This window comes from Nocardiopsis terrae (genome assembly GCF_014651695.1).
Classification (GTDB): Bacteria; Actinomycetota; Actinomycetes; order Streptosporangiales; family Streptosporangiaceae; genus Nocardiopsis; species Nocardiopsis terrae.
Genome location: NZ_BMXJ01000003.1, coordinates 709,255 through 727,665 on the forward strand (window position 1 = coordinate 709,255; position 18,411 = coordinate 727,665).

Sequence of the window (18,411 nt, forward strand, 5' to 3'; positions counted from 1 at the left end):
CGTCGCCGCGCGGTCGCTCACCCCACCGGCAGGGGTCGGGCGGCCTGCTCGGAAACCCTGTGCACGCGGGCGATCGCGTCGGCGAGGTGGTCGAGGCGGTGGGTGGGGACCCCGGCCAGGTTGATCCGCCCGGAGGGCAGGCCGTGGATCGCGTGTTCCTCGCGCAGCCGTCCCATGTCCGGTTCGGCCAGGGGCAGCCGCAGGAACATCCCCCGCTGTTCGCGGAGCGGTTCGAACACCGTCGTTCCGGTCCGGTGGGCGAGGGCGTCGGCCAGACCGCCGCGCAGAGCGCCCAGGCGCTCGCGCATACCCTCCAGTTCGGTCAGCCAGTCCGTGTACAGGCCGGGGTCCCGCAGGATCTCGTGGACGATCCGCGCTCCGTGGTCCGGGGGCTGGGAGTAACCGGCCCGGGCGACCGTCTCCAGGATGCCGTAGGCGTGTGCCCTGCGGGTGGAATCGTCGGAGACGACGACGGCGCAGCCGGTGCGTTCGTTGTACAGGCCCCACGCCTTGGAGGCGCTGACCGCGACGACCGCTTCGGGCAGCAGGTCGAGCATGCGCCGCATGCCCTCGAGGTCGGCTTCGAGCCCGTCCCCCAGGCCGAAGTAGGCCTGGTCGACGAACGGGACCACCCCGCGGGCGAGCATGGCGCGGGCGAGCTCCTCCCAGCGCTCCGTCGGCATCGCGGTGCCGGTGGGGTTGTGACAGCACCCCTGGATCATGAGCACGTCCCCGGGGGAGGCGGTGGCGATCGCCTCCAGCGCCGCGTCGGGATCGGGGCGGCCGTCGGCCAGCAGCATCGGGTACTCGTGGACACGCAGCCCGGCCGTGGCGAGGATGGTGCGGTGGTTGAGGTAGGCGGGCGTGCCCAGGTACACGGTCCGGTCGGGGCCGGTCTCGGCCAGCAGTTCCGCCAGGAGGCGCAGGGCGCCGGTGCCGGCGACCGACTGGATCGCGAGCGTGCGCTCCCGGACCCGGTCGGAGGGCAGGAGCAGTTCGGTGAGCGCGCCGGTGAAGGCGCGGTTTCCGGCGGGCCCCAGGTACTCCTTGGAGGGGGAGCGTTCAGCGAGGCGGCGTTCGGCCTCGGCGACGGCGCCGAAGACGGGCGAGGTGCCGGTGTCGTCCCGGTAGACGCCGACGATGAGGTCGAGTCGGTGCGGACGCCGGTCGGCGTCGCAGGCGGCGGTGAGCCGCCAGAGGGGGTCGGTGCGCGGTTCCCGCAGGGACGGCATCAGCATGAGGGCTCCAGTTCGGGGCTTCGGTCCGCGGTTTCGGCGGGGGGCGGGGCGGGCCGCCGGGCGGGCCGGGCGGCGAGGAGGTTGAAGGCGACCACCCCGGTCAGCACCAGCAGCAGGGTGGCCGTGGTCGCGACGGTGACGGGCTCGCCGAGCAGCGGTGCGGCGACGACGAGGGTGAGGACCGGGCTCAACGCCCCCAGGGTGGCGGCGACCGGACCGCCGAGCACGCGGATGGCGGTGGCGTAGCACAGGGCGGCGAGCACACCGACGCCGACGCCCTGGACCGCGACGAAGGTCAGGACGTCGCGGGTGGCGGCTCCGCCGGTCAGGGACGAGGGCACCAGGCGCAGCAGGATCGGCACCCCGGACAGCAGGGCGGAGGGGGCGCAGAGCACGACAGCGGCGCTGACGGGGTCGAGTGTGGTCTCCCGCAGGGCCAGGGTGTACACCGACCACACCAGTCCGGCGCAGAGCAGGACCGCGACCCCGGTGACCTGGTCCGGGGAGACGGCGGCCACCACGGTCACCGCCACGCCCAGGACGATCAGCACGAGCGCGCCCAGCTGGGCGGGTCGGGCCCGGGTGCGCCAGAGTCCGAACGCGAGCACGGTAACGAACAGCGGCACCGTGCCGGGGATCACGATCCCCACGAGGGCGGCGCTGGTCAGTGAACCGCCCCAGGCGGCGATGAGGAAGTACGGGAGTCCGGCACCGACGCAGAGCGCCGCCAGGACTCCCCCGCGTTCGTGGCGCACCCGCCGTAGGGCGCGGGGGATCCAGGGGGCGAGTACGACCAGCGGGGTCAGGAAACGGAGGAAGGCGGTGTCCAGGGCTGTGAGGTCGGAGGCGCCGATCCCGCGGATGCTCAGGGCGAAACCGGCCCACAGCACCACGGTCGCCGCCATCGCCGCCAGCCCGACGGCGAGTGCGGGGGTCGCCCCGGTAGGTCTGCTCATAGAAGCGAAGGTACGGGGACAGAAGAGGCTGACGATTGCTCATTATTGCTCCACGGGAGGTTACTTTGGCAGGATCTGCCACATGCAAGGACTAGACGAGATCGATCTGCGGATCCTGCACGAGCTTCAGAGTGACGGGCGGATCAGTAACCAGGACCTGGCCGACCGGGTGGGCCTGTCCCCCTCCCCCTGTCTGCGCCGGGTGCGGAGGTTGGAGCAGTCCGGTGTGCTGGACCGGTACACGGCGGTGGTCGACCCGGCCTCGGTCGGGCTCGACATCACCGCGTTCGTGCGGCTGCGCCTGGACTCGCACGGCACCGGTGTGGTGGAGCGGGTGGAGGAGGCCATCCGGGCGATCCCGGAGGTCACCGAGGCCTATCTGCTGGCGGGTGACCACGACTACCTGCTGAAGGTCGCTTCTCGCTCGTTCGCCGCCTACGAGGAGCTGATGCGCACCAAGCTGCGTGCGATCCCGGCGGTCTCCTCGATCGAGACGACCTTCGCCATCAGCGTCACCAAACCCAGTTCCCCGCTGCCGATCGACTGAGTGCGAACACCCTTAGCCTTGCGGCATGGTGAAGCACGAAGACGGCGGCGCGAGCGTCGACGCGATGTTGGAAGACCTGCGGACGCTCGTGGAGACCGAGTCCCCCTCCCGTGACGTGGAGTCCCTGAAGGGGTCGGCCGGGGCGGTGGCGGCGCTGGTCGAGAGGCGGCTGGGCGGGCGGGCCGCCCTGGTGGAGAGCCCGGCCGGGCCGCACGTGCACTGGTCGGGCGGGGGTGAGCCCCGGGTGCTGGTGCTGGGCCACCACGACACGGTGTTCCCGTTGGGCACGTTGGCGCGGCGCCCGTTCCGGGTGGAGGGGGGCCGCGCCACCGGCCCCGGGGTGTACGACATGCTCGGCGGGCTGGTGCAGGCCGTACACGGTCTGGCGGCGCTGGACGACCTGGCGGGGGTGGAGGTCCTGGTGACGGCCGACGAGGAGGTCGGCTCGCACCACTCGCGGGCGCTGATCGAGGAGCGGGCCCGCGCCTGCGGTGCGGTGCTGGTGTTCGAGGGGGCGGCCGAGGGCGGACACCTCAAGATCGCCCGGAAGGGCTGCGGCACGTTCGAGGTGTTCGTGCGGGGCCGCGCCTCGCACGCCGGACTGGAACCCGAGGCCGGGGTGAACGCGCTGGTGGAGGCAGCCCACCAGGTGTTGGACATCGCGGCGCTGAACCGCCCGGAGGCCGGGACGACCGTGACCCCGACGGTGGCCGCGGCCGGGACCACGGACAACGTGGTCCCGGCGGAGGCGGTCGTCACCGTGGACGTGCGGGTCGAGACGGACGAGGAACGCCGACGGGTCGAGGCGGCGTTCGCAGCCCTCACCCCGCACCTGGAGGGGGCCCGGGTCGCGGTGACGGGTTCGGTCAACCGTCCGCCGATGCCCGCGGCCGTGGCGGAGGGGCTGCTGGCGCAGGCCCAGCGGCTGTTGCCCGGGGTCGGCGGCGTGGCGGTCGGCGGTGGCAGTGACGGCAACTTCACGGCGGCGCTCGGGGTACCGACCCTGGACGGCCTGGGAGCGGTCGGCGGCGGCGCGCACGCCGACCACGAGTACCTGGTGGTCGGCGCCATGGTGGAGCGGGCGCACCTGGCCGCCGGGTTGGTGGGCTCCCTCCAGCGGTGAGTGCCCGGGGTCCCCGCCCGGGTCTGGTCACCACTACGACCATTTCGCCGCTCCTCCTCCCGGGCCTCACGGGCCTCACGGGCGGGTCCGGGCGTGTGCGATCGTGGTCGGCGAACGCCCTCGGCAGCGAAGGAGCCCCATGCCCCAGTTCGACCTCGACTCGTTCCGGTCCGGCTTCCCCGCGTTGAAGTCCGGTATCGCGCACTTCGACGGACCCGGGGGCACCCAGACCCCCGCGCGGGTGGGAGAGGCGATCGCCAGGACCCTCACCGGCCCGCTCTCCATCCGGGGCGCCGGTCTGGTCTCGCAGACCAACGCGGAGGAGGCCGTCCGTTCCTTCCGAAGCGCCTACGCCGACCTGCTGGGCGCCGACCCCTCGGGGATCGTCTACGGGCGCAGCGCCACCCAGTTGACCTACGACTTCTCCCGACACCTGTCCGGAGGGTGGGGCCCCGGTGACGAGGTCGTCGTGACCCGGCTGGACCACGACGCGAACGTGCGGCCCTGGATCCAGGCGGCCGAGCGGGCGGGCGCGGCGGTGCGGTGGATCGGCCTGGACCCGGACACGGCCGAACCGGACCTGTCCGACCTGGACGAGGTGGTCAACGAGCGCACCCGGCTGGTGGCGGTGACCGCCGCCTCCAACCTGCTCGGCACCAAGCCTCCGGTGCGTGTCATCGCCGACCGCGCCCACGCGGTGGGGGCGCTCGTGTACGTGGACGCCGTGCACTTCGCGGCACACGAGACCGTGGACGCTGGGGAACTGGGCGCCGACTTCCTCGTGTGTTCCCCGTACAAGTTCCTCGGCCCGCACTGCGCGGTGCTGGCCGCCTCCCCCGCTCTGTTGGAGTCGATCACCCCGGACAAGCTGCTGCCCTCCACGAACGACGTGCCGGAGCGGTTCGAGTTCGGCACCCTGCCCTACGAGACCATGGCCGGGGCGACCGAGACGGTGGAGGTGCTCGCGGGTCTGAGCCCGGGCGGTTCGTCGAGGCAGGCGCGCCTGGTCGCCGCGTACGAGGCGATCGCCGAACACGAACACGCCCTGCGCAAGCGGGTGGAGTCGGGGCTGGCCGCCCTCGGTGAGGAGGTCGTCCTGCTTTCGAGGGCGGCCGAGCGCACTCCGACCCTGTTCATGGCCTTCCCCGGTCGGCGCAGCCTGGACGTCTCCCGGGCCCTGGCGGAACGGGACGTCCTGGCTCCGGCCGGGAGCTTCTACGCCCAGGAGGCCTTCGCCCGGCTGGGTCTGGACGACGAGGCCGGACTACGCGTGGGTATGGCACCGTACGTGTCGGAGGAGGACGTCGACCGGCTGCTCACCGCTCTGGGCGAGCACCTGGGGGCCTGACCGCCACGGCGGCGACGCGCCCCGGCACCCGTCAGGGCGCGTCGCCGGTCGCGGCCTCTTCGGTGAGGAGTTCGTTCAAGCGCTTCAGCACGCGTAGCTGCGCGGTGTTGTACAACTGCACGACCGCCTCGGCCATCGTCTGCGCGGCGTGCTCCGCACCACGCGGCGCGTCCACCGTCGGGGCCCGCGACCACGGATTCTCCTCCCGGCCTCGGAGAACGACCGGCAGTATGCGTTCGGCGAGACTTTCGATCACGGCGTCGTCCGCGTCCGGCGGCAGGGCCTCGAACTCCTCGTCCGTCTCGTCGGGTTCACTGATCAGATCACGGAACCTCTCGACGGAGTCCTCGCTGAGCACGGTCGAGAAGACCATCAGCAGGGACCGCTGCCGCTCGGAGAGGTCACCGGAGATCGACGCGAACTCCGGCGGAACGTACGCGGGCGCGCGATGGCGCAGGATGAGGGCCAGTTCCTCCCGGACCCGGTTGAGCCGGTTGACCGTCGCCTCCAGTTCCCGGTCCAGCACGCGGATCGCCTCGTCCGGCTGCTCGTCCGCCCGCTCCATGGACGCCACCTCGGACAGCGGGACCCCCAGATCACTCAGACGCCTGATCTGGAGCAGTCGGACCAGGTGCGGTACCTCGTACTGCTTGTATCCGTTGGCAGCCCGCCTCGGCACGTCCAGCAAACCGATCCGGTGGTAGTACCGGACGGCCTTGACCGTGGTCCCGGCGAGTTCGGCAACCTGCTGGGTACTCCACGCCATGTGCTTCCTCCTCCTGCACCGCCGGTGCGGGGTCCCGCACTCCACGCGCAGTCCACCCCCTGCCCCGGGGGCAGGGTCAAGTGTCCGACCCGGGCTTGACCCTGCCCCGAGGTCATGGTGCGCAATGTCGGGCGAAGGGGCCCGAGCGGCCCGCCGCCTCTCTCGACCCCGGAGCAGGACCCATGCGCATCCTTCGCCAACCATTCCGGATCATCCGCGCCAACCTCGGCGCCTACCTCGTGCTGAACGCGATCGTGTACGGCGTGCTCCTGGCCGGTCTGGCGGTGGGGATGCTCTTCCCCGAACTGACCGCGGCACTGGTCACCGGTCAGGAGGACGACGGAACGGCGGACCTGGTGGTGTCGTTGCTCGGGAACGTCTGGCTCTTCGCCCTGACCATCCTCGCGGTCAACGTGCTGACGGTCGGCGTGCTGAAGATCCTGCTGCCCTCGCTGGTCGTACCCTTCGCCGGGATCGCCCTGCTCGTCCACAAGACGTTCGAGAGCGGCGTGATCCTCGCTCCGGTCGACGAGACCATGGCGACGCTCCTCGTCCCGCACTCCCTGACGATGGTCATCGAGTTCCAGGCCTACATCCTGCTCTCGCTCGGCTCCTACGTTCTCGGAAGGGCCTGGCTGCGCCCCGCGGCGGTCGGCGCCCCCAACCGCCGTCAGGGATACGCGCGCGGGTTGCGACAGTTCGGTTGGCTGAGCCTGCCCGCACTGGCGCTGTTGGTCATCGGCGCGGTCTACGAAGCCTACTCACTCGTCTACGTCGTCCCCCGGATGCTGATGGGCTGACCCCGACCTGAAGGCCGGGGTCAGCGCCACCAACACACCAGCCCGCTCCTGGTCCTGAGGCGCTGACGTACCGCCGACCATGCCGCCCCTCCCAGGCCGGTGCCTCAACGCCTGCCACTCCTGAGCATCCTGCTGCCGAACCCTGGGCGGCGGATTGCCGACGTTGCCGACGGCTCGGACGCGGCGGCCGGACCGACCACTCAGCCCCGGGCGTCGTTCCGGGCCGCCCGGACCTCGGTGATCCTGCGTTCGACCCCGTCGAGCAGCCAGGCCAGGGCCCGCTCGAAGACCTCCGCGGGCGCCAGGGGCGCAGCCAGGCGTTCGATGGCGGGGAAACGGCCCGAACCGATCCAGCGGGTGGTCAGGTAGCTCTCCTGAACGGTGGCGAACGAGCGTCCGTCGGGAAGGGTCCAGCGTTCGGCGCGGTCGGCCGCGACCACCTTGGCGAGGTGGCCGTGGACCAGGCCGTCGACGGCCTCCACCACCGCGAGGGCCTCCTCGGCGCTCAGGCCGGTGCCGTCGAAGACCCGGATGGCGGAGTCGGTCCAGGCGAAGCCGTTGGGGCCCACGAACGGGCCGGTGACGATCCCGGCCAACCACGGGTGTTCCCGGAAGGAGGCCAGGTCCTCGCGCGCCCAGGCCTCGACCTTCTCCCGCCAGGTGCCGGGGCGAGTGTGCGGCAGGGGCGCCTGCCCGACCATCTCGTCGACCATCAGGGCCAGCAGGGCTGCCTTGTCCGGCACGTAGGTGTACAGGGTGGCGGCGCCGACCCCCAGGCGGGCGGCGACCCTGCGCATGGACAGCGCCTCGACCCCCTCGGCCTCGGCGACGGCCATGGCCGCCTCGACCACCCGTTCCACGGTGAGCTGGTGGCGGGGACCGCGTCGGGGCTGCCCGAGCCCGGCCCACAGCAGGTCCAGGGTGGCCTCGATGCCCTTGCGTGTACTGCCCACTCGGCTCCCCCTTGCCAGAACTCCGTACACCGTTCTACATTAATCGAACAGTGTGCGGAGTTTTTGAGGAGGCCCCCTTGAACCAGTCCTACCCGCCCCGGGCGCGCGGCGTGCTGCCCCGAATCGCGTTACTGGTCCTGGTGTTCACCCTGGTCGGCACGGCCGCCCAGGCACTGGTCCCCGCCCTGGCCACCGAACCCGACCGGCCCTTGGGCCTGGCGGTGCGTTCGGCCGCCGCGGTGCTGGTGCTCATCCCCCTGCTGTGGGTGCTGTGCCGTACCGCCGGACGCACGGTGGCCTCGACCGGGCTGGGCACCCCCGCCCGTGCCTGGCCCCCGCTGGTGGCCGCGGCCCTGCCCTGCTGGGTCGCGGTCACCCTGATCACGGTCACGGCCCTGAACACCGGCAACGCCGCCCTCGATCCCGACGCCCTGCCCGCAGCCGCGTTGAACGCCCTGTTCCTGGCCCCCTTGATGCTCACCGCGCAGATCCTGCCCGAGGAACTGGTCTTCCGCGGCTACGTCCAGCACATGCTGGGGTTCCACCTGTCCCAGGGCGTCGTGCTCCTGACCCAGGCCGTGCTGTTCGCGGGCTCGGCCTCCCTGGTGCTGGGCCACACCGGAGAACTGGTCAACCTGGCACTCCTGGGCCTCTTCCTCGGGCTGTTGCGCATGAGCACCGCCGGGATCTGGGCGGGGGTCGGGGTGCGCCTGGCCCTGACCGCCACCGCCATCGTGCTGGACGGCGCCGGCCTCACCTTCACCACCAGCGCCCGGGCCTGGGAGCTGGGGCTGAACATGGGCGGCGCCATCGCCGCCTACCTGGTGGTCCACTTCCTGTTCGCCGCCCGCCCCGAACTCGTGCAGACGCCCGCGGAAGGGGACGCCCTACCGCGCCGACGCATCCCCGTGCGCGGCATCATGTACGACGTCGGCTCCAGCTACGTGCCCGGACAGAACTCGCGTGAGCGCTGGAACCCCGAGGCGGTCCGCGAGGAGATGCGCGTCATCCGCGAGGACCTGCACTGCACGGCCGTGTCCCTGTTCGGCCACGACCCGGACCGCCTGGATCAGGCCTGTCGCCTCGCCCTGGAGCAGGGCCTGGACGTGTGGCTGCAGCCGCGTTCCCCGGAGGCCGGGCACGACGAGACCATCGACCACGTGGAGCGCGCCGCCGAGCTCGCCGGGCGGCTCGCCGCCGAGTACCCCGGCCGGATCGTGCTCAACGTGGGCTGTGAACTGACCGTCCTCAACCGGGGCATCCTCCCCGGACGCCACATGGGTCAACGGGGGCGCGCCCTGTACGTGTTCAGCCTGTTCCCCTCCTACTACAACCGCAGGCTCAACCGGCTGCTGGGCCGCCTGGCCGCCACCGCGCGGAAGCACTTCCCCGGTCCGCTCACCTACGGCTCGGGCACCTGGGAGACCGTGGACTGGACGCCCTTCGACATCATCGGGGTGGACTACTACCTCGACGAGAGCACCCGGAGCTCCTACCGGCAGGGGCTGCGCGCCCTGAACCGGCTGGGCAAACCGGTGGTGGTCACCGAGTTCGGCTGCTGCTCCTACCGGGGCGCCGAGACCAGGGGCGGCTCCGGCGGCGACCCCCTGGACTGGCGCGACCTGGACGACCGCCGGGTGCGCGGCGGCCTGGTCCGCGACGAGAGCGTGCAGGCCGACACGATCGAGAGGCTGATCGACGTGTACGAGACCGAGGACGTGCACGGCGCGTTCCTGTGCATGTTCGTCGAGGGCGACTGCCGGTACTCCCCCGACCCCGCCCGCGACTGCGACATGGCCAGCTTCGGGATCGTGCGCCCGCCGAGCCCGGAGTCGGAGCTGTCCCCCGACGACGGCCACTGGGAACCCAAGGAGGGCTTCCACGCCCTGGCCCGCCGCTACGGCGCCGAGGTCCGGACCGGCGCGAACGGAACGGACCGGGGCTGACAGACGCCTCGGCGCCACGACCGGTCAGGCGGTGCGCGTTCCCACCGGCGGAAGGGGCTCACTCCCAGGCCAAACCGGGACCCATCACCGCCAGGACGACCATTCGGAAACCCAAAGCACCAAACCGGTGACCCTTGGTAGTTTTCCGGTGTTCAGCGGGCACCCCGTGTCCGGACGCGTACGACACCGAGGACGAACCATGGGCACGGCCCGCGTACAGGTTGCACAGCATCTGCCCGAGGCGTACACCGAACTGGCCCGGCTCAACGCCGTGGTGGACGCCGCCCTCGACGAGGACCTGCACACCCTGGTCAAGATCCGCGCCTCCGTCCTCAACGGCTGCGCCTTCTGCGTCGACCTGCACACCCACCAGGCCCTCACGGACGGGATGTCACCGCGGCGCATCGCCCTCGTCGCGGCCTGGCGCGAGGCCGGGTCGCACTTCACCGAGGCCGAACGCGCAGCGCTGGCGCTCGTGGACGCCCTGACCCGGGTCGGTGAGGCCGGACTGCCCGACGAGGTCTACTCCGCGGCCGCCGCGCACCTGTCCGAGCGGGAGACGGCCGCGCTCATCACCGCCGTCTCCCTCATCAACCTCTACAACCGGCTGGGGGTCGGCACCGGCATGGCCCCGTCGGCGCGCTGACCGCGCCGACCCCGCCCCGGCGGGACCCCACCGGAGGCCTCACCGCGGGCCTCGCCGCGGGCCTCGCCGGGGGCGGGGCTCACTCGGGGCGGCGTCCCTGCACCGAGTAGACCACGCAGGAACAGGCCCGGAACGAGGGGTCGGCCAGCAGACCACGCACCCGGGCCAACTGCCCGTCGGTCATCCCCTCCCGCACGAACGCGTCCCGCAGGTGGCGGGTGTGGTGCGCAATGAGGTGGACCCCCGGAGAACCGGAGTCCCAGAGCTCCACGTGCGGCTGCGGGTCGACGTCCACCAGGCCCGCACGGCGCATCGCCCCGGCCGCGTGGCGCCCCCACGCCGGGTCGGCCCCCGCACGGGACATCACCCGGATCTTGGCCGACAGGAACTCCTCGTACAGCTCCCGCGCCCCCGTGTCCGGCATGAGCAGCGACGGGCCGTAGGTGATGTCGAACTCGTCCAACTGCAGCACCCCGCCCGGTTTGAGGGCGTGCACCAACCGGTTGAGGACCTCGATCCGCTCGGGCAGGTGCAGCAGTACCAGACGGGAGTGCACCAGATCGAACTCCGCCTCCGGCAGGGGGTCGCTGGTGACGTCGTGCCGCCACACCCGCAGCCCCTCAGCGGGGGCGATGTGGTCGGGCTTGACGTCGGTGGCGACCACGGAGCCGCCGGGGGCGACCCGGCGGGCCAGCCAGTGGGCGACACCTCCGCCGCCCGCGCCCACCTCCAGGCAGCGCCACCCCGGCCCGACACCGGCCCCGTCCAGCCTGCGGGTGGTCAGCGGGTCGTATGCGGCGGCCAGGAACCGGTGCTGGTCGCGGGCGTTCTCGTTGTGGTTGTCGAAGACGTAGCCGGGATCCGCGGTGGCGGTGTCCGTCATCAGGGGCCTCCTGGGAGTGCGTTCGGTCGGTCGCCGACAGCCTCGGCCGCCATCCGGGACAAGGTGGCGGTGCACACCTTCCCGGTGGGGCCGAGCGGCAGCGCGGGCAGGAACACCACGTGTTCGGGCAGAGCGCGCGTGTCCACGCCGTGCCCCTCACGCAGGTGCGAGATCAGCTCCCGGGGCGAGGGCGGATCCACTCCCGGCAGCGGGCACACGCAGGCGCACATGCGCTCCCCCAGGTCCGGGTCGGGCACGGGCACGCACTGGGCCTCGCCCAACGCCGGGTGGGCGTTCAGGGCGCGTTCCACCTCGGCCGGGAAGAGGTTGACCCCGCCCCGGATCACCGTGCGCCTCAACCGGTCCACGACCCACAGCACACCGTCGGCGTCCAGGCGGCCGGCGTCCCCGGTGCGCACCCACCCCTCGGGATCGCGCCGCTCCGCGTCCAGGCCGGGGTCGGCCACATGGCACAGGGGCGTCATCGGACCCCGTGCCCGGATCTCCCCGACCTCCCCGCCCGGCAGGGGCCGCCCCCGCGGATCGCACACCCGGATGTCGGTGACGGCCGGGTCCGGACGGCCGGCCATACCCGGTTCCCAGGCGTCGGGGTCGTGCCCGGTGTGGCAGTTGACCCCGTCGGTGGAGCCGTAGACGTTGACCACGGGCCGACCGAAACGCCGCGCGCACAGGTCGCGGACCTCCCGGTGCAGGGGCGCCCCGCTGGCCACGACCATCCGCAGCGACGAGACGTCGGCCCCCTCCCGCATCAGGGCGACGCGGCGCAGCATGGTGGGCACGCCGACCAGGTGGGTGGGGCGGTGGCGTTCGACGGCGCGCAGCGCGGCCACCGGGTCGAACCGCCCGGGGACGATCAGGGTCGCCCCGTGCCGGACCAGCGCCACGATGCCCAACGAGCCGAAGGAGGAGGCGAGGGGGACCAGCACGAGGGCGCGTGCGGGACCGGGGCCCGAGAGCAGAGCCCCCACGTAGTTGCCCCGTCCCCCGGCCACGGCGTTGTGCGAGTAGGCGACCATCGACGGCTGCCCCTGCGAACCGGAGGAGACGAGGAAGCGGGCGGGCGACTCCGGGTCGGGGCGCACGGGTTCGGGGACCCCCGTGTGCGCGAACGGGCCGTCGGGGTCCAGGGACGCGGTGTCCACGACCAGGGCCGGGGTGCCCTCGACGTCGTCCGCGCGGGAGGGGTCGGTGACCACCAGTGCGGCGCGTGAGCGCCCCAGCAGGGAGCGCACGTCGGCGCGGGGGCGCCCGTGCGGGACGGGCAGGGAGACCGCGCCCAGGGCGGCGGCGGCGAGTTCGACGGCGACCGCGTCCCGACCGTCGGGCAGCAGCACCCCGATGACGTCGCGTTCACCGCACCCGCGGGCGGCCAGTGCGGCGGCGGCCCGTCGGACCCGCGCGGCCAGAGCGGCGCGGTCCAGGCTGCCGCGCCCGTCCGCGACCGCTTCGTGCCCGGGGTCCTCGCGTACCCGCTCCAGGAAGAGGGAGTGCAGGTCCAGGCCCGGGCACAACCCCTCCCGGACCCACCGGGCGCGCAGGTCGGCGGGGACCGGGTCGGTCAGGGACAGCCCCGCGGAGGAGGTCCAGGTCATCAGCGGCCCTCCTCGGTCAGGGGGACGAACGTCCACGGTGCCCGGGGCAGGGCCGTCCCGTGGACCCTGGTGAAGGCCTCCGGGAAGGTCCGGGCCGCCGACGCCGGGTCCGCGACCGGCGCTGTGCCGGTCCGGGGCCGGTGGGCGGTGCCGCGCCCGACCCGGCGCAGCAGGCGGGCGGCGTCGACCAGCGCGGTCCGGCCGCTCGCACCGACACCCGTACGGGACCGCAGCAGCAGACCGGCCAGGGCGGCCTCGGCGGCGAGGATCCCGCCGAGGACGTCGGTGAGGGTGACCAGGGAGGGCGCCGGATCCGTGACACCGTCGAACAGCAGGTCGGCGATCCCGCCGTGGGCCTGGACCAGGAAGTCGGTGGCGGGGACCCCGGGAGAGGGCTCCGCACCGGCCCACCCGTCGGCGTGGACGTGCACCAGGCCCGGGGCGCGGTCGGTGAGGTCGTCCACGCCCAGGCCGAACCGTTCGGCCCGGCCGGGCGGCCAGTTGTAGAGCAGGACGTGGCCGTCGACCGCCAGGTCGGCCGCAGCGCGGCGGCCCCCGGCGGTCCTGAGGTCGCATTCAACCGCCTCCTTGCCCCGGTTGAACGCGGCGAAGCGGGCCGAGAGGCCGCCGGCCAGGGGCGGGACGCCGCGCATGGGGTCGCCGCCCGGCGGTTCGACGCGCACCGTGTCGGCGCCCAGCAGGGTCAGCAGCAGTCCGGCCAGGGGACCCTGGACCCGGTTGGTGGCCTCCACCACCCGCAGCCCGGCCAGGGGTCCCGGGCCCGTGGCCGACCACGGCGGCAGGTCCGGTCCCGCGGGCGCGTCGAGGCCGCGGAGGCGCCGCGGCGGCTCGGCCTCGTCGGTGACGTCGGCCAGCGGGCGCAGGGGGACCGCGCCCACACCGTGTTCCCGGGCGAGGTCGCGCACGGCCGTGAACGGCACGGACGCCAGGGCCGCGAACAGTGCCGCGGGCAGCGGGCACACCGCGGTGGCGAACCGGCGTTGGAACGGCGCCCACCCGGCGGCGATCGCGGCCGTGGGCGCACCCAGTGCCTCCCAGAACCGCAGCCACGCCTCGGGGTCGAGGGTCTCGATCTCGAAGCGGACGCCGTCGGCGGACCGGAACGGCGGCGGCTCCCCCGGGCCCGGGGACGGCGGCGTCCCCCGGGTCGCGGTGGCCTCGGCGGTGTAGGGGGCCACCGCGAGCAGCGCGGCCCCGGCCACCGAAACCGACGCCCGCAGGGCCGGTCCTCCGCGGAGCAGGGTCAGCGCCGCGACCGCCACCGCCTGGGCCGCCAGCGCTCCCGCGCACAGCGACGCGTAGTCGACCGGCAGGAACCGGGGGCCGCCCCGGGACCGCCCGTGCAGGTACGCGAGGCCGCACGCCGCCTGGACGTCGCGTTCGTCGGCCAGGGGCACGGAAGGCAGCGACCAGGCGAGGTCGCAGCCGACCGGAGAGGCCGTTCCCGCGGGTCCGGTGACCAGGTCGATCCGCCCGGCGGACGCGGCCGCGGGCGGTCTGCCGCCCACCCGATCGACCGCGCAGCCCAGCGCCCGCAACCGGGACGCCGCGACCCGCACCGGAACCGTGTCGCCCACGGCCCGCACCGCGGTCCCCGCCAACGGGGCGGCGGCAACCGCCGTCGCGGTCATGTCCACCGCCCCCGCCCACGGGTGTCGGCGGGCAGCCCCAGGTGCTCGCGCAGCGCGTTGCGCCGGACCTTCCCGGTTCCGGTGCGCGGCAGCTCGTCCCAGGTGAGGACCACCGGTTCGGCCATCGTCGGCAGGTCGGACACGGCCTCCTTCCACACACCGGGTTCCAGGGACCCGTCCTCGACGGCCACCACCGGGACCGGCGGGCCGTCAGCGACCCCCAGCACGACGCACTCCAGCACCTGCGGGAGCCGTTCGTCGACGACGTCCTCGATCTCCAGGCAGCCGCCCTCGGCCAGGGCGTCCACCTCCCGGTCCACCAGCCGAACCCTGCCGGTGCGGTCGACGGAGCCGATGTCGCCGGTGCTCCACCACTGGCCGACGAGCTTGTCCCGCCAGCGGCCCTCCTCGCCGACGTAGCCCAGGCACAGGGCGTCGGTGCGGCAGAACAGCAGGCCGGGCGTGCCCGCCGGTACGGGGCGCAGGGTCCGGGGGTCGACGGCGCGCAGCCGGGCCCGGCCCGGGATCGGGCGCCCCAGGTCGCGGGTGGCGGGTTCGACTCCCTGCCGTTGGGCCAGCGAGCGGCGGGTGAAGAAGCGGAAGGTCAGCGGCCCCGTCTCGCTCTGTCCCCACCCCTGCATCCACACCGGGGTGCGGCGTTCGCTGGCGTCGAGGAAGGTACGGACGGTGGAGGGGTGCACCGCGTCGAAGGTGCTGACGAACAACCGCACCCGCCGCAGGCCCTCCCCCGCCTCGTCGAGGCGCCGCTGCCAGCGCACCAGGGTGGCGGGTTGGGCCTCCAGGGTGGTGGGGCGGTGCCGACGCAGCGCGGGCCCGGCCTCGGCCCAGTCCGCCGAGGTGATCACCGAGACCGCTTCGGGGAACAGCCACAGCACCCCCGCGGTCCAGGCCAGGGCGCGGCCGTGCGCGTAGGAGAACGAGGAGGTGACGGTGTCGTCGCGGCGGCTGCCCAGCACCGGCCACCGGTGCGATTCGAACCCCGCCAGCCTGCGCATGATGGTGCGGGTGGAGTGCACGGCCAGCTTCGGCACACCGGTGGTCCCGGAGGTGTGCATGACCGCCAGCGGGGCGTCCAGGTGCGGGCGGCGCGGCGGGGGCGCGGTGCCGCCGCGCACGTCGCCGAGGCAGAGCGCGCCCTCGGCGGCCCCGTCCACGACCAGGGTGCGCCGGGCGTGCGCCGAGGGGGCGTGGCCCGCGTCCCGTGCGTTTCGGAGCAGGTCGGTGTCGGTGACCAGCAGCGCCGGGTCCAACCGGCGCAGCAGGACCTCCAGGGTGCCCGGGGCCAGGTGCGCCGACAGCGAGGCGGGGACGGCGCCCAGACGCGCGGCGGCGCACGAGAGCAGCACGTAGTCCCAGTGGTTGCGTTTGGCGATGGCGACCCGGTCCCCCGAACGCACACCGGCCTCGGCGAACCATCCGGCGGCCCGGCGCACCAGGGCCGCGGCTCCGGGCACGTCGAGTTCGGGGCCCGCCTCCGGGGCGATGTCCAGGGGGCGGCTCAACCGCACCGCGGTGGTGGACCCGCGCGCGGTCAGGTCGTCGAAGAGGGTGCCCAGGTGAATGGGTTTGCTCAGCAGTGTCATCAGATCTCGATCGGGGTCGGTTCGCGGGTCGCGGCGAGGAAGGCCGAGACGCGTTCGGCGGCCGTGAACGCCGAGGTGACCGCCCCCTCGCTGCACGGGCGCAGCGAGGTCCAGTCCCCGGCGTAGTCGACGGCCGCAGGGGGGCGGGCGGCGAACGCGGGGCGCGCGGCCAGCGTCCGGGGTTCGGGCAGGGGCAGACCGTGCCGGAAGCGGTGGGTGAGCGCCCCTCGCACGCGCGCACCCACTCCGGGAAGGATTCGTTCGGCCCTTTCCACCAGACGCCGGACCACCACGTCGTCGGGGGCGTCGAGCAGTTCCTCCGTTCCCGAGGGGGTGGCGATCAGGGAGACCAGGCCCCGCCCCCGGGGCGCCCGGCCGGGGTGTTTGGCGTGGTCGACGGTGACCACCGCGAGCAGGGGGTCCCCGGGCACCAGGTGGGCGAAGCCCCGGCGTGCTCCGCGCGGGGACAGCGGTGCGTCCAGCATCAGGGACAGCCGGAGCATCGGCGCGTACCCGCAGGAGGTCAGGTACTCGCGTTCGGCCGGGGGCGCCCCGGGGTGGAGGCGGGCGGCGACGGGGGCGGGTACGGCCAGGACGGCCGACCGGGCGGTGAGTGCCCCTCTGGGCGAGTCCAGGCGCACCCCGCCGGGGCCGGGGTCCACCCCGGTGACCGGGTGGTCGGTGCGCACGTCGAGCCGGGCCGCCAGCGCCCGGGTGAGGGTGTCCATCCCGTCCCGGTAGGTGCGCCAGGTCGCGGTGCTGCCGGAGGCGACGAGGTGGGCGGCGAAGGGCGCGGCGGCGGCGCGTTCCACCGGCCACCCGAAGAACCCGGAGGCCAGCGGGCCCAGCAGGCGTTCGCGCAGGTGCGGGTGGTGGTGCTGCAGGAGGTCGGCGACGGTCCGTTCGGGGAGCGCGGCCCGCTCGGGCCGGTCGGGGTCCAGCCCGGCCCTGCCCAGCCGCAGTTGCAGGCGTGCCAGGTCCAGGCGGGCGCGCAGGGGCAGGCCCATGCCGGTGAGCAGGCCCAGGGGGCGGCCGGCGTGCGGGCGGGACCGCCCCTGCCACCACACCGACAGGGCCTCGCGTACCAGGGGGACCGCCCGCGGGTCGGCGTCCAGGCCCACGGCTCGGATGAGCCGCCAGGTGGCCGGGTAGGCGTCCGCGGACGGGAGCATCTCCGCTCCGGTGTCGACGAGGTGGCCGTCCGTGCGCAGTGTGCGCATCCGCCCGCCCACGGCGTCGGCGGCCTCCAGGACCCGCACGGTGTGCCCGGCGGCGGCCAGCAGGTGCGCGGTGGCGAGCCCGGCGGGTCCGGCGCCGACCACCGCCACGTCGACGGGGGCGCTCACACCGACATCCCGGGCAGGAACGGGACGAGCAGGTTGGCGCCGATGAGCAGCACCACCGTGACCCGGTGGGTGTGGATGGCCATGCGGCGGGCGCGCAGGATGTCGCCGCGGACGAACCCGATGAACAGTTGGGCCGCGCGCAGGGCGATGACGGGCAGCAGGACGACAGGGAACCACCACGGGGCGACACCGACCAGGTGCGAACCGGTGACCAGCAGGGTCTCCGCCGCGGTGAGCGCGACGATGAAGGCCGTGTTGGTGCGGGACGAGACCTGCGCGGCGACGGTGATCCGCCCGGCGGACCGGTCCCCGTCGGCGTCGTTGGTGTTGGAGTACAGGCCGAAGATCATCGGGCCGCCCCCGAAGATCAGCGCCTGGACGACGACGAACCCGTCGACCTGCCCGACGAGCAGCCCGTAGGGGACCAGGACCCAGCCGACACCCAGTCCGATGAGGAAGAGTTCCTGGAACCCCCGGTAGCTGATCTTCAGCCCCCAGGAGTACTGGACGGACGCGACCAGGCACAGCGCCGCGCCGGCCACGGCCCACAGCGGCCGGTGCGGGGCCAGTGCCACCACCAGGGCCCACAGCAGCACGCTCGCGGTGGTCGCCGCACGCCCGAAGTTCAGCGCCTGGGGCTCGGTGAGGGTGCCCGCGACCAGGGGTTTGCGGGCGAGCCTGCGCCGGGCCGCGTCGGAGCCGTAGTTCGCGGCGTCGGAGCCGTCCCGGTACCCGGTGACGTCGTCGAAGGCGACCATCGCGGCCACCACGGCGATCTCGGCGACCAGGACCAACAGCAGGAAGCCGAGGTTCTGGACGCGCAGCCCCAGCAGGGGCAGGGTCATGGCGAAGACCAGCGGCAGGCCGATGTAGTAGTCGACGATGTCGAGCTTGGCCAGCCGGGCGTAGGCGCCGAGGGTGGGGCGCGGTGCGGCCGCCGGCGGACTCGGTGCTGCCGGGGGTGCGGTCAGGTGGTCGGTCATCGATTTT

16 protein-coding genes are annotated in these 18,411 nt (G+C 73.8%); 6 read left to right on the forward strand and 10 right to left on the reverse strand.

The genetic code is table 11. The features are described 5' to 3' along the window. Positions 1-17 precede the first annotated feature (17 nt). Together IE195_RS11090 and IE195_RS11095 are read right to left on the reverse strand one after the other, a co-directional pair. Positions 18-1,238: an aromatic amino acid transaminase gene (locus IE195_RS11090; RefSeq protein ID WP_191270233.1), complete on the reverse strand. Its 1,221-nt coding sequence runs from the start codon at positions 1,236-1,238 to the stop codon at positions 18-20. Further along, a complete protein-coding gene (locus tag IE195_RS11095) occupies positions 1,232-2,194 on the reverse strand; it encodes a DMT family transporter (protein ID WP_191270235.1) in 963 nt (320 codons plus the stop codon). Before IE195_RS11095 ends, IE195_RS11090 begins: the two co-directional genes overlap by 7 nt. Before the next feature lie 82 nt (positions 2,195-2,276). Here IE195_RS11095 and IE195_RS11100 point away from each other — a divergent pair, with 82 nt between their 5' ends. The 3 genes from IE195_RS11100 to IE195_RS11110 all read left to right on the forward strand — a co-directional run bounded on the left by IE195_RS11100 (position 2,277) and on the right by IE195_RS11110 (position 5,212). Beyond that, positions 2,277-2,741 (forward strand): Lrp/AsnC family transcriptional regulator, encoded by a 465-nt coding sequence (locus IE195_RS11100; protein ID WP_191270237.1) that lies wholly within the window; start codon positions 2,277-2,279, stop codon positions 2,739-2,741. A gap of 25 nt (positions 2,742-2,766) precedes the next feature. After that, on the forward strand, positions 2,767-3,864 hold the full coding sequence (locus IE195_RS11105; protein WP_191270239.1) for a M20 family metallopeptidase: 1,098 nt from the start codon (positions 2,767-2,769) through the stop codon (positions 3,862-3,864). Between the two features lie 139 nt (positions 3,865-4,003). Further along, on the forward strand, positions 4,004-5,212 hold the full coding sequence (locus tag IE195_RS11110; protein WP_191270241.1) for a cysteine desulfurase-like protein: 1,209 nt from the start codon (positions 4,004-4,006) through the stop codon (positions 5,210-5,212). A 31-nt stretch (positions 5,213-5,243) separates the two neighbouring features. On the opposite strand, the gene IE195_RS11115 is transcribed toward IE195_RS11110, so the two are convergent. Beyond that, positions 5,244-5,978 (reverse strand): MerR family transcriptional regulator, encoded by a 735-nt coding sequence (locus IE195_RS11115; protein ID WP_191270243.1) that lies wholly within the window; start codon positions 5,976-5,978, stop codon positions 5,244-5,246. 182 nt (positions 5,979-6,160) lie between these two features. Here IE195_RS11115 and IE195_RS11120 point away from each other — a divergent pair, with 182 nt between their 5' ends. Then, positions 6,161-6,778: a stage II sporulation protein M gene (locus IE195_RS11120; protein WP_191270245.1), complete on the forward strand. Its 618-nt coding sequence runs from the start codon at positions 6,161-6,163 to the stop codon at positions 6,776-6,778. A 200-nt stretch (positions 6,779-6,978) separates the two neighbouring features. Here IE195_RS11120 and IE195_RS11125 read toward each other — a convergent pair whose 3' ends face one another. Beyond that, entirely contained in the window at positions 6,979-7,731 is a 753-nt protein-coding gene (locus tag IE195_RS11125) for a TetR/AcrR family transcriptional regulator (protein WP_191270247.1), read from the reverse strand. A 77-nt stretch (positions 7,732-7,808) separates the two neighbouring features. Here IE195_RS11125 and IE195_RS11130 point away from each other — a divergent pair, with 77 nt between their 5' ends. After that, positions 7,809-9,677: a CPBP family glutamic-type intramembrane protease gene (locus IE195_RS11130; protein WP_191270249.1), complete on the forward strand. Its 1,869-nt coding sequence runs from the start codon at positions 7,809-7,811 to the stop codon at positions 9,675-9,677. Between the two features lie 199 nt (positions 9,678-9,876). Then, the gene (locus tag IE195_RS11135) at positions 9,877-10,323 is read left to right on the forward strand and encodes a carboxymuconolactone decarboxylase family protein (RefSeq protein ID WP_191270251.1); all 447 of its coding nucleotides are present in this window, start codon (positions 9,877-9,879) and stop codon (positions 10,321-10,323) included. Positions 10,324-10,402: 79 nt separating this feature from the next. Here the strand turns inward: IE195_RS11135 and IE195_RS11140 are convergent, their stop codons facing one another. Genes IE195_RS11140 through IE195_RS11165 form a run of 6 tightly spaced genes read right to left on the reverse strand, consistent with a single transcriptional unit; the run spans position 10,403 to position 18,404 of the window. Continuing rightward, the gene (locus IE195_RS11140) at positions 10,403-11,206 is read right to left on the reverse strand and encodes a methyltransferase (protein WP_191270253.1); all 804 of its coding nucleotides are present in this window, start codon (positions 11,204-11,206) and stop codon (positions 10,403-10,405) included. Next, on the reverse strand, positions 11,206-12,819 hold the full coding sequence (locus IE195_RS11145) for a class I adenylate-forming enzyme family protein (RefSeq protein WP_191270255.1): 1,614 nt from the start codon (positions 12,817-12,819) through the stop codon (positions 11,206-11,208). The genes IE195_RS11140 and IE195_RS11145 overlap by 1 nt, the downstream gene beginning before the upstream one ends. After that, positions 12,819-14,471, reverse strand: a complete 1,653-nt coding sequence (locus tag IE195_RS11150; protein ID WP_191270257.1) for a CoA transferase — start codon at positions 14,469-14,471, stop codon at positions 12,819-12,821. Before IE195_RS11150 ends, IE195_RS11145 begins: the two co-directional genes overlap by 1 nt. Next, positions 14,468-16,075, reverse strand: coding sequence for a class I adenylate-forming enzyme family protein (locus tag IE195_RS11155; RefSeq protein ID WP_191270259.1), 1,608 nt, complete (start codon positions 16,073-16,075; stop codon positions 14,468-14,470). Before IE195_RS11155 ends, IE195_RS11150 begins: the two co-directional genes overlap by 4 nt. Continuing rightward, positions 16,075-17,421 (reverse strand): protoporphyrinogen/coproporphyrinogen oxidase, encoded by a 1,347-nt coding sequence (locus IE195_RS11160; RefSeq protein ID WP_191270261.1) that lies wholly within the window; start codon positions 17,419-17,421, stop codon positions 16,075-16,077. The genes IE195_RS11155 and IE195_RS11160 overlap by 1 nt, the downstream gene beginning before the upstream one ends. Beyond that, complete coding sequence (locus tag IE195_RS11165; protein WP_191270263.1) at positions 17,418-18,404, reverse strand: UbiA family prenyltransferase; 987 nt, start codon at positions 18,402-18,404, stop codon at positions 17,418-17,420. Before IE195_RS11165 ends, IE195_RS11160 begins: the two co-directional genes overlap by 4 nt. Positions 18,405-18,411: the final 7 nt, after the last annotated feature.